We start from the raw sequence: 16,025 nt of genomic DNA, 5'->3' as shown, positions 1-16,025 counted from the left end.
AAATTGCTTATATTAATGCCTAATATTAAGTAGAGACACTTCCCAAAAAATCTCTATAAATCAATCTCATTATTTGTGTTGTACTTATGATGTGTTGCATTTCTACACTCAGACAGATCCTGCAATTTATCAAAATTTTCATCTATTAAGCACTGCTTTTTAGCTCGACTCCATTTTTTTATTTTCTTCTCGAATTCAATTGCTTGATTAGGATCCATAAAATCCTGATAAAAAGCTAATGACACAGGTCGTCTTGAATGAGTATAAGCAGCTGGATATTTACCTACATTATGTTCCATCACTCTTCTTTCTATATCCGATGTAATTCCGACATATAGAGAATCATCATTACATTTGAGAATATAAACATAATAGAATTTCACTTTTTATATATTTTATTATTTTGAATCTCGACTTAGCCTGTCCTGAGCGAAGCCGAAGGGCTCGATTTGACAACTAAATTGCTTATCTTAATGCCAAATATTAAGTCAACACGCTTTAGCGTATCATGTTGAATCTCGACTGCGCTCGATTTGACACGTCTATTTTATTTATTTAATATGTCTTGTCGAGCGCAGTCGAGACACTTTATTAAACAAAATCCGCCCAATCTAATTGTTCATCATTTTCAATATCTCTAACTGCAATTTTTCCTAGTATGGCGTGAAATTGCTCCGCCAATATTTCTCCCGTTCCGGGACGTTTTACCCAGATATTTTCTTTGGTAAATACTTCCCCTTGCTTGATATTAGCAATAGTACATACTGTTGCAAAAGCAAAATCAATGGTTACTTGTTCCTCTTTGGCTGGCGCTTTAGTTCCACCTCGCATTTGCCAAATTTCATTGGAACTTTCAATCAACATGGCAGCATTTTGCTCATCCATACTGCAAATAATATCTGGACCTGTCCTATTCATATTATCCGTAAAATGACGCTCTAGAATACTTGCACCCAAAGCTACAGCTCCGAAACAGGCATTGTTGTTTAAGGTATGATCTGACAAACCAAAAACTTTATCTGGAAAAGCGTTATGCATTTCAATCATAGCACCCAAACGAACCAAATGTATGGGTGTAGGATATAAATTAGTAGTATGTAATAATGCCAAAGGGATATTGTGAGAATCAAATATTGCAACTGCTTTTGCAATGCTTTCAATTGTATTCATGCCTGTACTCAAGATAACAGGTTTACCAAAAGAAGCTATATGTTCTAAAAGCGGATAATTATTGCATTCGCCCGAACCTATTTTATAAGCTGGTACGTCAAATTTTTGCAATCGTTCAGCTGCAGCACGAGAAAAAGGAGTAGATATAAAGATCATTCCTTTTCTTTCTACATAATTTTTGAGTTCCAATTCGTCAGCCTCATTCAGAGAACAACGCTCCATAATTTCATAGATAGAAACATCCGCATTTCCTGGAATTACTTTTTTAGCGGCTCCGCTCATTTCATCTTCTACAATATGCGTTTGATGTTTTATTACCTCAACACCTGCTCTGTAAGCAGCATCAACCATTTCTTTGGCAACAACCAAAGAACCTTCATGATTAATCCCTATTTCAGCAATAACTAATGGTGGAAAATCGGGGCCTATTTTTCTACCTGCAATTTCTATGTATGGTTTCATGAAATTAATTATAAATTTGGAATCAAGTATTTTTTATATAAATATTCAGCATAATCAAAATCCTCTTGAGTATCAATATCAATCGTTGCAAAAATATGATTCACTTCATAAGGAAAGGCGTTTTCTGAAATAATAGTACCTTCTTTTATGCATTTCGCTTTTGTGATGTATAACAATCCGTTTTCAAAATACAAAGGTTCTAAATCTTGGCTACGTTGTCCAATCTCATAATTAAAAGGAAGGAATTGATCCTTTATAATTTTTCCTAATTTATGATGATTTCTTGAAACAGTAAATAAGCTATCAACCCCTTCGGAATGAAATTTTTCTATACAATCTTTAATCAGATTAATTGGTCGTAGTGGGTTTGTGGGCTGTAACACAATTACATTTTCAACTTCAAAATCTATTGTTTCTAATACATGTTGAATGGCTGTAATAGTTGGCTCAAACTCACCAGACAATTCTTCTGGTCTATCAATTACTTTAGCTCCATATTGCATGGCAATATTCTTGATTGTTTCATCGTCTGTCGAAACATAGATTGCATCAATATAATTTGCATTTGCTTTAGCATATATAATACTATGTACCAATAACGGAATTGAACCTAATTCAAGAATATTCTTGTTAGGCAATCGTTTTGAACCGCCACGGGCTGGAATTATTACAATTGTTTTTGTATCCACTACTCTAAAGATTTTTTAGCTTCCATAATAATTTCATTCATACCGTTTGACCAGGATCTAGAGGAATACAATTCTGACTTAATACTTAAACCCTGTTGCGGGTTTTTAATAAAATCCATTATAGCCTTTTGCCATTCACTTACAAAATGAGGTTTATCTATTAACTGGCCCAACTTACCATATTGCAAGACTTCGGGCACGCCTCCAATTGCCGAAGCAATACAATAATTACCACAGTGTAATGCTTCTATCAAACTCATACCAAATCCTTCATGACAGAGTGTTGGATACAAATAACAATCTGATGCTTGAAAATATAATGCTAATTCATCGTTAGGAATTCTTCCTAAAAAACGCACTCCTTCAAGAGGTGTTTTGGGTTCACAACCGATAACCCATAATACCATATTGTATTTATCTTCATAAACTCTTTTCCAAGCATCTAATAGTATATGTAGTCCTTTTTTGGGTCGATCTTGCGAACACCAGACAAATACTTTTTTTCCATCAACACCCATACTCTTTTTCAGGATTAGTTTTTCTTGCGGTAAAAGCGGAAAGAATTTTGTTGTATCAATACCATTGTGCAATACAGAAAAACGGGTTGGTAAAATGGTGTAATAATTTTTATGAGCCAAATAAGAATCATTGGTCAACAAAACCATTTCATCAATGGATTCAAAAAACCATCTGCCATCAAAATTTTCAAAAAAGGGGGCAAAACCATGATAAAAAAACTGAATATAACAATTAGAACGCAACTTTTTTGTTTCTAACAAGTCCAAAAGTGGTTTTATGATGCCAAAATTATCTACAATCTGGATAATAAACTTTTCATTTGGATTAATTAATTTCTCCAAAGCATCAAGATAACCAATATAAATATTCTTTTTCCACTTCTTTTTTGCCTTTGTATAAAAATCATTTGCTACTATACTATATTGGACCTTTTCGAAAGGTTTAGTAGGTAACCCGCATACAATATAATCTATTTGGTGTTCATCGTTCAAGTAATTTTTATATAATGTAGTCCAACTACCAATTTCAGAAAAGGGTAAGGAAACTTGGGAAATGAGAATTACTTTGGACATCGCACTTGAAATTGGATTAGTAAATATAAAAAAAGCTAATTACACTTTTGTATTTTAAGATTAATTGTCTTTAAATCATCGCTAATCCTATAGGAATAATTACATCCGTTATAAAATGAAATTAAGTGTAGTAATAATTTGTCGTTAATTTCTTTTAACGAATAATATTCAGGAACCGTTTTACCAATTATTTTTTTGACTTTATACTTAATTGTAGTTTGAAATTTATCTTCTAAGAAATTAACATTTAAAATACCCGCTGAAAAATTGGGTAATTCAAAAAATAAAAAATGATCAATAGCCTCTTTGTTATTTAGCACTTCAATTGATTTTTTTTGTATTTCTAACTGGTCAAATTCGATTTTTGAAAAACTACATCCCCAATCCTTTTGATTTACTATAATTCTTTTGTTCGATTTATTATATAATAAATGCTGCGCATTAATTCTCGTAATATTGGACAATTTTAAATTCTGCGTTATTTTTTTTTGATCTAATTTTCTATACGATTGATGCCATTGATGTAAAAGCATTACATCAGAATCATAAAAAAAAACCTCTATCCCATTGAGCTGCACCCGAATATGTACATCCTCATCTTCGGCACCCCAAAAATGTAAAAATTCATCAAATCCGTGAATTGCTTTTAATTCCTTCAATGAAAATAAAGATAAACCTTGAGCTCCTTGTCCACTAGTGAAAGCTATTTTATAATCACTAAATGACTTAAGTTCTTTTGATTCATTCTCTTCCAAAAAGCCCACTTTAAAATAAACAGCTTGTTTGGGATTTTTTAATTGGTATAATTTCTCCACAAAATCATGTCTAAAAATTATGTCAACATCAGCAACAAAAACATAAGTGGTTGTAATCATCTGCAAACCAATATTTACCGCTTTAGCACGTGACCATGGACGGTTAATATGGTATGAATAAAAATATTCGGCAAAATGATATTTCGTCAATAACTCTTCAACACTTTTTGCCATCTTAAATTCAGAACCGTAATCTACAAATAAGACTTTGAAATCCATACAACTTTGCCCAGATAATGAATCCAATGAACGTTTGACACGACTTAATTCACGGTCACGATAAGGGTAAAGAATTGTAATCATAAACATTTTGTTTTTTAAATATTATTTACTCAATTTCTTTCAAATTAAAAACGTAACATTATTTCATTCAAAATTAATTTGGTAAACAAACAATATAATTTATCTTCTAATGTCAAATTTTTTTAAATGAATCAACCAATACCCTTTCTTAAAAAAAAGAATCACTATTATTCCAAAAAAAAGTCTGAGAATTTCTAAAAAACGAAGATTTACATTTGCTATGTCTTTCAAAATTAATTTAAAATTATTTATACTCTCCTTAAAACACGACAAGTTTCTAATTTCATAATAAAAATTCACTTCCCTATAAATAACATATTTTTTAAGCTTATTAATTTTAGCATCTTCTAAAACTTCATTACTGGAATTTAAAAACTGATACACTTTTTGAAAATAATCAAATTGGGATTGCAAACACAGAGGGTCATTAATAGATTCTTTATCTATACTTTGATGCCCTCTACGAACATAAAACAATACTTCTTCGAGATAACAAAATTTACCTCCTTCAATTAATCTTTTAAAATTAAAATCTGTTTCATGTGCATTATATAGAGTTTCATCAAATAGCTCTATATCTTCTAATATTCTTTTTCTCCAAAGTGAAGATGGTGTCAAAAAATAAAGCTTCCCTATTATAAAATTATATATTGCATTTTTATCAAAAGTGATTTCTGGGTAAAAATCTTCATTTAAATCATCTATAGTTTTTATGAATTTTTTTGAAAAGCTAGCACAAAAATCCAAATCCTTATTCTGTTCTAAAGCTTGTACTTGTTTTGCGAGAAAATCAGGATGCATGATATCATCACTGTCAAACCATTTTATATACTCTCCATTACTCAACTCATAACCTATGTTTCTACAAGCATTTGCTCCTTTTTGTCTATCAATAGGTCTATGATAATATTGAAAACGCATGTCTTTTTTTATGTAACTGGCAATAATCTCTTCCGTGTCGTCTATACTCCCATCATCAACGATAATGCATTCCCAATTAGTATAGATTTGTGCCAAAACGCTATCGAGCGTTTCACCAATTAAGTGAGCGCGATTATAAGTGGGAATGATTATAGATACTTTATTATTAAACATCTAAATAATTTAAGTTTCTACTTTTATTTTTTGTTCTGCTAAGATTGATATTATTTATTTTATTTTTAAATAAATAAATTTGTTTAAGATAGCCAGAGGCTTTTTTAAAATTAAATTTTAAAACACATAAAAAAAATAATTTATAGTATTTCTCAAGCTCTTTTTTTACTTCAACTTGACCAAATTGTCTATTAATATCTCCGTATTTATGATAAATTTCTCGCAAAAATGTAGAAAAATAATTTTCAGAAAACAAATCAATTTCCATTATTTTTGGTTTATGACTATCATGCCTTATAAATGCTTTAGGAACAACTCCAATTTTTATTTGATGAAATCTGGCTCTTTGACAATAATTATCATCTTCTCCATAATGATAAAATAATGGATCAAACCCACCTATTTTCTTAATAGTGCTTGTTGGCAAAAGCCAAGCAGCTGCCTGAATAAAATTAATATCATAAATCTCTTTTAACTCATTATTTATAACAAAATCAGAATAAAAAGTTCTTGAACTATCATCAGCCATAAATTTGAAAAAATAATTTTCGAGTAGTTTTCCAGAATAATCCAATTGAATAGGACTTAAAATTCCAAATTCTGGTTTATTAAATGACACTTTTATTAACTTTTCAATCGTATTTTTATCAACAAAAGCATCTTGATTTAATAAAAAAACAAAATCAGCATTATGCTTTAATGCATAAGATATTCCAATATTATTAGCTTTACCAAAACCTAAATTCTCATTTTGTTGTAACAAAATTATTTTTGAGAAGTTTTCTTTGATAAATTTAATAGTGCCGTCTGTGCTATAATTATCAACAACTATAATAAATACAGGAATGGAACTATTTAAAATACTATTTAAACATTCTTCTATCCACTTCATCCCATTATATGTTACAATAATGGTATAAATTCGCTTCATACCAATTTCCTTTTTAAATATCTAAAAATAGTTCCTGTTTTACTCTGACTTTTAAATAACTTCCATTGTCTATTTAAATTCAATTGCCAAAAAATTGTCCTGTATAAATTATTCATTAACCTACTATATTCATTTGTCATATTTTTATTGTTTACATAAGTTGCTTGATCTTTATGTAACCTAAAAGCTACTAACTCTTCATCAATAAAACCTATATCATAATATTTCATAACACGGTACCAATATTCAAAATCAAGAGTCTGTTTTAACTCTTCATCGAAATAACCTACTTTTTCAAAACAACTTTTATTTAATAAAACAGCTGGAGGCTCACCTATTTTATTTGGAGGCTCATTCAATAAACTATAATTTTTTAAATATTTCCTTCCTTTTTCTATACCCGATTTAACTTCAAAGTCAATCCAGCTTTTATGTAATATTCCACAATCCTTTATCCATTTATGATGTTCTAAATCTGTTGAATCATACAAAATTTTTCTTTTGCAGTAAACAAGACCAACATTTTGGCCTTTTAATGCCAATGTTATCATCATTTCGATACAATTATCAAACAGTATGTCGTCTTGAAATAAAAATTTAATAAATTTTCCGTTAGCTTTTTTGACACAATTGTTCCAGTTAGCACCAATACCACTAGGTATGTGATTATAAATATAAAATGGAATTTGAGTATTAGACATTATCCTTCTAAATATTTCCAAAGTAGAATCTTGCGAATTATCGTCTGAAATTATTATCTCAATATTAGAATATGTTTGATTTAAAGCCGAATGTATTGCTTCCTCAATATATTTAGCTCCATTGTAAGTAGGTATACAAATTGAGACTAAGGGATTATATTCTTTAACCATTTTTACTTTTTACTTTTTAAATAGAAAAAAGGATAGCAAATAAATTTACCTATTTTAAAAGTCAACGTGTCATGTATTCTTTTAATATTTTTTTCCATTTGTAGATTTTTAATTTTTGACCCTTCAAATATCGAAGTCTTCAATTCGAAAATCTCTACATCTGATGCAATAACAATATTATACAAAGGTTCAATTTTATTTTTAATAACATTTAAGTTATCTCCAGAAAAAATTTCTATCTCTTTATAAGAATTTTCATTAGAAATAATCGAATTGAAATTATAAGACTTTTGAAAATAAAACGAAGCTTGTTTAAAATAACTATTAATTAAAGCTTTAAACTCTTTAAAATATAATTCTTTAATATGATAAATATTGTTTTGTTCTATTTTATCCGAATAAAATTCTTTGTCAGGGGATGACATAATTAAAGTTCCAGTTGCTGTTAAAACTCTTTTTATTTCAAGCATCATTTCTTCATGTTTATCATGATGTTCAATTGTTTCAAAACTAACTACAACATCAACTGAGTTATCAGGAACTGGAACATTCGATGTTGAACCTTGTCGAAATTCTAAATTAGGACAGGTATATTTTATTTTTGCATTTTCAATTGAATCATTATCAATATCAACACCAATAACTGACAATGCAGATTTAGACAACAAAGAAGAACCATAACCCTCACCCGAAGCAATATCCAAAACCCTTCTACCTTTAACAATATCTAATACAACTGAATACCTATGAAAATGTTCAATTGTAACATCAGAAAACTCATAAAACTCAAGCCTTTCTCCTGTTGATTTCTTAATCATAATAATTTATTTCCAATTTAATAAAGGACGTACAATACCTGGAAATCTTCCTGAATAATTTCCTCTAACTGTGTGTTCTCCTATTTCATCTATTACATTAAATCCTACAATGTCCATTTCGTGAAATTCTACATAAAATGGATTATAACGCATGATTGCGAAACTACAGGAATAACCACTTTCAGCTAAAAAATTACCAGGGATAATGATTTTTGTTGAATGTATTCCTAAAGGTAACGATTTTTTTAAGGTGTTTGAATCTTTATCGTGTGAACTAAGAATATGAACATTATGATTATTAAACAAATTAAACCCGTGGGTAAATAATTCATTTTCTTTAAGAATCTCATAAGTAAATTCTATTTGTATATTATCAGTAATAAAATGATTAACAGAAACTTCATTTTTTTTATTGAGTACTTTAGCATACAATAACCTTATAAAACTCGAACAAGGCGCTTGTTCAATAGACCATTTTTTTTCTGCATTGTTTGTTGAATCATTTAAATATTTATCAATAGCGTCGTCAATACCTCCCTCAAAAACCACCTTCCCATTTTCTAAAACTATACCTCTCGTACACAAACTCTTCACTGCTGCCATATTATGGCTCACAAACAAAACCGTTCTACCACCCATTCTAGAAATATCCTGCATTTTACCAATGGCTTTTTTCTGGAACTCAGCATCACCTACAGCAAGAACCTCATCAATAACTAATATTTCGGGTTCTAGAAATGCCGCTACGGCAAAAGCCAATCGCACCGTCATTCCGCTACTATAGCGTTTTACGGGTGTATCAATATATCGCTCACAACCTGAAAACTCAATTATTTCTTCAAGTTTTGATGTGATTTCTTTTTTGGTCATACCCAAAATAGCCCCATTCAGAAATATGTTTTCCCTTCCGGTCATTTCTCCATTGAATCCTGTCCCTACTTCTAATAAGGAAGCTATTCGGCCTCTAGATTTTATGTTTCCCGTTGTAGGTGCTGTTACTTTTGATAATATTTTGAGTAAAGTAGATTTCCCTGCGCCGTTTTTGCCAATAATACCAAGAACCTCTCCTCTTTCCACTTCAAAATTAATATCTTGCAAGGCCCAAACGTAATCACTTTCACCTTTGGTACTTCTGTCGTTTGTATCTCCTATTTTTAAATAAGGATTCTCTTTTCCACGTAATTCATGCCACCATCGGTTTAGGTCATGACTAAGTGTACCTGTCCCTACTTGCCCGAGGCGGTATTGCTTGGAGATATTTTCGGCCTTAAGTATAATTTCTTTCATTTTTAGTGAATCGTGAATGGTGAGTAGTGAAACGCGAATAAAAAGCTGTTAATAAACTAACTATTCCCTTCTAACGACTTACTTATATTTTTTTATTTATATAATTCTTAAATCCAATCAAGAGTTTTTTAACTTCCACTAGTTGTAATTCAAAATCATTCGTTTTTGTAATAAATCCTAATCGTATTGCAATTAGATATTGAGTTTCTAACTCTGACAGTGACCCTATAGAAATATACAAAAACTGTATTAATTCTTTATCTCCTTTTCGTGAAGCTCCCTCTGCTATGTTTGATGGAATCGAAACTGCAGACCTTCTCATTTGACTTGTTAAACCATATTTTCAGTATCTGGAAACGACTGTGTAATTTGATAGACATTGACTACCAAATCCATACTTTTCTTCCAAACATCCAAATCTTTATGATCCCTATTTTTTATTTTCACATTTCACGACTCACTTCTCACCACTAAACCGTATCAATGAAACTTTTCTCGGTCTTATTAAAAACTAAAAGTCCCGTAAAAAATACGATTACTGTTAACAACACTGTATATACTAATCCCAAAACAGAAATTTGCCCCGCATTCAACAACATATATCGTGTAGTTTCAATAACATATGCCAAGGGATTATAAGCAATAAGCCATCCGTAATTAGGCATTTTTTCGTGAATTAATGCCATCGGATACATCACTGCAGATATATACATCAGTAACTGCACTCCAAAACTAATAAGGTAGCTCAAATCTCTATATTTAGTTACTAATGACGAAATAAACATTCCTAATCCCAAACCCAGTATTCCCATTAAAGCTACTAGTAAAGGAAAAAAAATAATGGTGGGGTTAAGACTTATTACCGCTCCTTGAAAGTAATAAAAAGCATAAAAAATAATAAAAATCAGAAATTGAATTCCGAATTTCAACAAATTAGAAATAACGATAGAAATTGGCATAATGATTCTTGGAAAATAGACTTTCCCAAAAATAGCAGCATTTTTCTTAAATGTATCTGAAGTATCATTTAGGCAGGCTGTAAAATAATTCCAAATTGTGATTCCTGCCAAATTAAACAAAAACGGAGGAACACTTCCGGTATTGATGCCTGCAACAGTATTAAAAATCAACGTAAAAGTAACCGAAGTAAATAAAGGCTGTATTAAATACCAAAGTGGTCCTAAAACTGTTTGCTTGTAAACCGTAACCACATCTCTTTTTACAAAAAGCATAAGCAGATCCCTATACTGCCATACTTCTTTTAAGTTTAGTGAAAAGAATTTGTTTTTCGGGCTTATTTCGAACAACCAAGTATTATCTGTATTTTCTATTTCACTCATTTGCTTTTATTAAATGAACTAAATCATTTTAAATTTACAGTAAAAATTATTGTTAATTGCAAATATAATGATTTGACAGAAGTATCAAAGCGAAATCTTCTTAATGATTTAGTATTCAATCATGTAATAAACTAAAGAGTATATTCATCAAATTCTCCAAATAACTCTTGCAATAAAAAAAGGTTTACAAAGCATATTCCTTTATAAACCCTTTTAAAAGCTTGGCTAATGTTTATTCGAATAAAATTCAAGAAACACAAGATATTAGTTCTATTTATCTAAAACTTCAAAAGTGGAATTCATGCTTTTAAATTCTGGTACAATTTTTTTCATTTTGGATACAATATCATCATTATCATAAAGATTCGCACTGTTTATCAGATCTTTAATATCAGAACATAATGTTTCAACTTCATCATTAACCTCTAAAGCAATCATTATTTTTTCGTGATAAGTAGGTACTGTTTTTGAAGTTTCGTTAAGTAGTTCTTCATACAATTTTTCTCCTGGTCTTAAACCCACAATCTCTATTTTAATATCTCTATCTGGAATAAAACCAGCGAGTTTAATCATTTTTTTGGCTAGATCGATAATTTTAACTGGTTTACCCATATCAAAAATATAAATTTCTCCTCCATTCCCCATTGCTCCTGCTTCAAGAACTAGTTGACAAGCTTCTGGTATGGTCATAAAATACCGAATAATATCTTTGTGCGTAATGGTAACCGGACCACCATTTGCTATTTGCTTTGTAAAAAGTGGAACAACAGAACCATTTGAACCCAAAACATTTCCGAAACGAGTTGTAATAAACTTTGTTGTATGTGTTTGATTTCCGTTTTGATTTTGCAATTGAAGAAGTTGAACATATTTCTCCGCTATTCTTTTACTGGCTCCCATTACATTACTTGGATTCACCGCTTTATCTGTCGAAACCATCACAAATTTTTTGACTTGATACCTACAAGACAAATTAGCTAAATTCATTGTTCCCTCAACATTTGTAATAATGGCTTGAGAAGGATTTTCTTCCATCAAAGGAACATGTTTGTATGCAGCAGCATGATAAACGACTTCTGGCTGATATTTTTTAAAAATATTTTCCATTGCCTCTTTATTTCTTACATCAGCAATTACACTATAGATTTTAGTATTTGTGTCTATTTTCTGAATCTCCAAAGCTAAATGATGTAAAGGAGTTTCTGCCTGATCCAACATAATTATTGTATTAGGTTTGAAAATTATAACCTGACGCACTATTTCACTCCCAATGGATCCCGCTGCACCTGAAATTAAAATGGTTTTTTCCTTTAACTGTTTTGAAATGGATTTGCTATCCAAAACAATTGGCTTTCTCTCTAATAAATCTTCAATTTGTATATTTTTTACTTTTTGAGAAATCTCTTTTTGATTTTCCCAATCCGTTATCAATGGAACAGTATAAACTCTATAATTAAATTCCAAACATTGATCAACAATAATTAATTGTTCTTCTTTAGACAAGCTCTTATCTGCAATTATAACTGCCTCTGCACCAACAGAACGCATTAAAGCAGGCAACTTTTTCTTTTGGACCAATATAGGTAAATCTAACATTCGTTTAGATGAATTTTGATTGTTTCGATCTACAAACCCCACAATTTTAAAACGGGATGGTGTTTCAAATTTCAATGCATTAGAAACTGATATTGCATTAGCATCAGCTCCATAAATAACAGTACGTATTAATTTTGTATCTGCCTTTTCTGAGAAATAAAGTTCAAAACTCCTTTTAACCAAAACCCGATACAAAAACAAAGCGCAGAAAGAAAAAACGATGTTTATAAAAAGTGCCGTATTCAAAAAAGCTTTCTCTTTTGTAAAAAATTCAAAGAAAAAATTGAATAAAAGAAAGAAAACTAAAACTGATATTTGAGAAAAAAGCAGTTTTATGGCATCAATAAAAGAGGAATGTCTAATAATTCCTGAATACGTTCTGAAAAGCCAGAAGAAAAAGATATTTACACCGAAGAAGAAAGTAACAAACTCAATTTCATAAGCAGTAATAAGATAGTTTAATCCAGTTCCTTTAAATAACATAAAAGTAAAAAGGAAAGAAATTAACAAAATCATAGTATCAATTGTTACTACAACCCATCTTGGCAAATAATTCAAATTATGAATATTGAATCTTAAATTGTCTCTGGTAAAATATTGATGAAAAAAAGATTTTTCAGTATCTGGGGTACTTTTATTCAAAATGATTTGGTTTTTATAATTTCTAATTTCTAAAGAGCCATAAATGTAAATCAAATATAACGAATTAATACTCTTTTTAGAAGAAGAAACTGCACTTTTTATGACTTAAATTATATATGCATTATTAAAATAAATGATGAAATTATCTCTGATATAACTTCAAAACAACTCTTCTAATTTTAGCTCGTTCCATAGCTGTTAGATTAGAACCTGACGGAAGACAAAGCCCATTCTCAAAAAGTGATTGAGCTATATTACTACCATAGTATGGATACTCTTTAAAAATAGGCTGCAAATGCATCGGTTTCCATAATGGCCTAGATTCGATATTTTCCTGTTCGAGTGCAAGCCTTATTGTTTCTCGATTTATAGTATTGTTTTTTTCTGAATCTATTAAAATAGTCGTCAACCAATAATTCGAATAATAATCTTCATTGGGAACAGAAAAAACAGTTATACCTTCAACATTCTCAAATAAATCTAAATAAAAATCATGCATGGCTCTTCTTGAAACTACATGATTATTTAGAACTTTCATTTGTCCTCTTCCAATGCTAGCACAAATAGTACTCATTCTATAATTATACCCTATCTCACTATGTTGATAATAGGGCGCAGGATCTTTTGATTGAGTTGCAAAGAAAATTGCTTTTTCTTTTTCTGCTTTAGTTTTGGTAATAAGTGCACCGCCTCCTGAAGTAGTTATTATTTTATTGCCATTAAATGATAGTATCCCAATATCTCCAAAAGTGCCACACTTTTGTCCTTTATAACTGCTTCCTAAAGCTTCAGCAGAATCTTCTAAAATGGGAATATTATATTTATCTGCTACAGTTCTTATTGCTTCTATTTTATACGGAATTCCATAGATATGAACCGCTATAATTGCTTTTGGTTTTTGTCCTTTACTTATTCTGTCTGTAATTGCTTTTTCTAAAAATACAGGGCATAAATTCCAAGTATCAACTTCACTATCTATAAAAACAGGAGTTGCTCCCTGATAAATAATTGGATTTACCGAAGCAACATGGGTATGGGTTTGAACTAGTACTTCATCTCCTTTTTTCACCCCCAACAATACTAGCCCTAAATGAATGGCGGCTGTCCCTGAATTTAAAGCGGTAACATTTACATTTTCTAAGTAATTTTCAATATCATTTTCAAACGAAAAAATTCCTGGTCCATTAGGTGCAATCCAATTATTATCAAAAGCCTCTTGAATAAACTTTTGTTCATCACCTCCCATATGAGGAGAAGAAAGACTAATTTTTGGATTACTCATTTAATAATACTTTAAAATAAATGTATCTGTTTTTATAATATAGGACCTTTAATTCCTAAAACAGTTTTTATAATTATAACACTATCTCCAAAAAAAGAATGATTGTGATAATACTCCAAATTCAACTTTATCTTATTCGGAAAAATAACTTCATCGTTGTACTCCTTTGGATTTTCATTTTCTAACAATAAGGAATCTTCATTGCTGTAAATAAGACTTGCAGGCCCGGTAATTCCTGGTTTTAATTCCAGCAGTTTTCTATTCTCCCCTTCTAATACATCATAGTATCCTGCAACATCAGGTCTTGGTCCCACAAAACTCATGTCATTTATCAAAACATTATAAAGTTGTGGAAACTCATCTATTTTTGACTTTCTGAGAAAATTCCCTAAAAAGGAAATGATTGGCGTTCCGAAACGATCTGATTTGATTGTTCGTAGTTTATATATTTTAAACTTTTTGCCATGACGACCAATTCTTTCCTGAATAAAAAAACCATTTTGCTTCGTATCAATTGTTGCCAAAATAAAAAAAAGAAGTATTATCCAACCAATGAATAGCAATCCTATTATTGCAAAAAGAATGTCAAAAATTCTTTTACTCATATAAATTCTAATTTAAAAAATTTAGACTGATTTGAGCCTCATGATGGAAAGCACTTTGATTCTGATTCTCCAATAAACCGCCATTAATACCAATCCAGTCAGTAAGAAAATCATGGGTGACATATAACCTTTATTTATAAATAGTATTACGCAACAATTTATAGCTAATTGTATTACAGCATAAAGTAAGGAAACGCTAACATGAGACCATTGCATTTCATTCGATAAATATTGATACAAATGGCTTCTATGAGGTTGCAAAATATTTTCTTTATTTTTTATACGATATAAAATAGTGACAATAGCATCAATTCCATATACTGAAAAGAATAGCAGATATCCTATTTGTTGTTTTTCAAAAATCAGTTTCAACATGAAATACGCCAAAAACACAGCCATAGAAATACTCCCTACATCGCCAGCAAATGTTTTGGCTTTCTTTCTAATATTGAAAAAACCAAAAACTAAACAGGAAATTCCCATTAGAATAAATACCGGAAATTGATCTTCATTTTGGTACAAATACCCAAAAGTAAGGAGACTAACCATCGCATATAAAACAGTTATTCCGTTTATCCCATCCATGAAATTAAAGGCATTAATCCAACCGATAAGCAAAACAATACTTATAGGAATAATCCAAAATTCAATTCCAAACAAATTTAAATCAAACAGCAATAATAATACTGCTATAAGATGAGACAAAAACCTTGGTAAAGTTGGCAAAGGATATATATCATCAATAAAACTCACAATTGAAACTAATACAACAGCTGTTAAAACAGGAACAGAAACATATCCCATAATAAAAGCGACTACTACCGCAACAGGAAAAATAATCCCTCCTCCTCGCAACGTAACTGTAGTATGAGAAGAACGATGATTGGGTTTATCTATAATATTAAAGAAATCTGCTATTTTGAAATAAACAAGTTCAAGAATAACAAATAATATAGCTACTATAATATATTGCATATTGGAATTAGTATTGATTTTAGAGCATAACTCATGATTTTTAAAGAAATAA

At 30.2% G+C, this 16,025-nt stretch carries 15 protein-coding genes and 1 pseudogene; all 16 read right to left on the bottom strand.

What is annotated here, in order from left to right; translation table 11 throughout:
* Positions 1–53: 53 nt before the first annotated feature.
* On the bottom strand, positions 54–383 hold the full coding sequence (locus C8C88_RS08890) for a GIY-YIG nuclease family protein (RefSeq protein ID WP_121337746.1): 330 nt from the start codon (positions 381–383) through the stop codon (positions 54–56).
* A gap of 208 nt (positions 384–591) precedes the next feature.
* A complete protein-coding gene (locus tag C8C88_RS08885; protein WP_121337745.1) occupies positions 592–1,632 on the bottom strand; it encodes an N-acetylneuraminate synthase family protein in 1,041 nt (346 codons plus the stop codon).
* 8 nt (positions 1,633–1,640) lie between these two features.
* Positions 1,641–2,321 carry a cytidylyltransferase domain-containing protein gene (locus tag C8C88_RS08880; protein WP_121337744.1) on the bottom strand — a complete coding sequence of 227 codons (681 nt, stop codon included), beginning with the start codon at positions 2,319–2,321 and terminating at the stop codon, positions 1,641–1,643.
* The gene (locus tag C8C88_RS08875) at positions 2,321–3,412 is read right to left on the bottom strand and encodes a glycosyltransferase family 4 protein (protein WP_121337743.1); all 1,092 of its coding nucleotides are present in this window, start codon (positions 3,410–3,412) and stop codon (positions 2,321–2,323) included. The genes C8C88_RS08880 and C8C88_RS08875 overlap by 1 nt, the downstream gene beginning before the upstream one ends.
* 35 nt (positions 3,413–3,447) lie before the next feature.
* Positions 3,448–4,530 carry a glycosyltransferase family 2 protein gene (locus C8C88_RS08870; RefSeq protein ID WP_158588988.1) on the bottom strand — a complete coding sequence of 361 codons (1,083 nt, stop codon included), beginning with the start codon at positions 4,528–4,530 and terminating at the stop codon, positions 3,448–3,450.
* A gap of 99 nt (positions 4,531–4,629) precedes the next feature.
* Complete coding sequence (locus C8C88_RS08865) at positions 4,630–5,625, bottom strand: glycosyltransferase family 2 protein (RefSeq protein ID WP_121337741.1); 996 nt, start codon at positions 5,623–5,625, stop codon at positions 4,630–4,632.
* Positions 5,618–6,556, bottom strand: a complete 939-nt coding sequence (locus C8C88_RS08860; RefSeq protein WP_121337740.1) for a glycosyltransferase family 2 protein — start codon at positions 6,554–6,556, stop codon at positions 5,618–5,620. The genes C8C88_RS08865 and C8C88_RS08860 overlap by 8 nt, the downstream gene beginning before the upstream one ends.
* A complete protein-coding gene (locus tag C8C88_RS08855) occupies positions 6,553–7,428 on the bottom strand; it encodes a glycosyltransferase (protein WP_121337739.1) in 876 nt (291 codons plus the stop codon). Before C8C88_RS08855 ends, C8C88_RS08860 begins: the two co-directional genes overlap by 4 nt.
* 2 nt (positions 7,429–7,430) lie before the next feature.
* Positions 7,431–8,246: a class I SAM-dependent methyltransferase gene (locus C8C88_RS08850; RefSeq protein WP_121337738.1), complete on the bottom strand. Its 816-nt coding sequence runs from the start codon at positions 8,244–8,246 to the stop codon at positions 7,431–7,433.
* A 6-nt stretch (positions 8,247–8,252) separates the two neighbouring features.
* Positions 8,253–9,533 (bottom strand): ABC transporter ATP-binding protein, encoded by a 1,281-nt coding sequence (locus C8C88_RS08845; RefSeq protein WP_121337737.1) that lies wholly within the window; start codon positions 9,531–9,533, stop codon positions 8,253–8,255.
* An 82-nt stretch (positions 9,534–9,615) separates the two neighbouring features.
* Positions 9,616–9,929: pseudogene (locus C8C88_RS08840) on the bottom strand (four helix bundle protein).
* A gap of 74 nt (positions 9,930–10,003) precedes the next feature.
* Complete coding sequence (locus C8C88_RS08835; protein ID WP_121337736.1) at positions 10,004–10,873, bottom strand: ABC transporter permease; 870 nt, start codon at positions 10,871–10,873, stop codon at positions 10,004–10,006.
* Positions 10,874–11,143: 270 nt separating this feature from the next.
* Positions 11,144–13,111 (bottom strand): polysaccharide biosynthesis protein, encoded by a 1,968-nt coding sequence (locus C8C88_RS08830; protein WP_370453796.1) that lies wholly within the window; start codon positions 13,109–13,111, stop codon positions 11,144–11,146.
* Between the two features lie 142 nt (positions 13,112–13,253).
* Entirely contained in the window at positions 13,254–14,393 is a 1,140-nt protein-coding gene (locus tag C8C88_RS08825; protein WP_121337735.1) for a DegT/DnrJ/EryC1/StrS aminotransferase family protein, read from the bottom strand.
* 32 nt (positions 14,394–14,425) lie between these two features.
* Positions 14,426–14,998, bottom strand: a complete 573-nt coding sequence (locus tag C8C88_RS08820; RefSeq protein ID WP_121337734.1) for a sugar transferase — start codon at positions 14,996–14,998, stop codon at positions 14,426–14,428.
* A gap of 21 nt (positions 14,999–15,019) precedes the next feature.
* Complete coding sequence (locus C8C88_RS08815) at positions 15,020–15,973, bottom strand: glycosyltransferase family 4 protein (RefSeq protein ID WP_121337733.1); 954 nt, start codon at positions 15,971–15,973, stop codon at positions 15,020–15,022.
* Between the last annotated feature and the right edge of the window lie 52 nt (positions 15,974–16,025).

The organism is Flavobacterium sp. 123, from assembly GCF_003634825.1.
GTDB lineage: Bacteria > Bacteroidota > Bacteroidia > Flavobacteriales > Flavobacteriaceae > Flavobacterium.
Note: the sequence above shows the minus strand (reverse complement) of the source record. Positions and strands in the feature narration are given on the sequence as shown.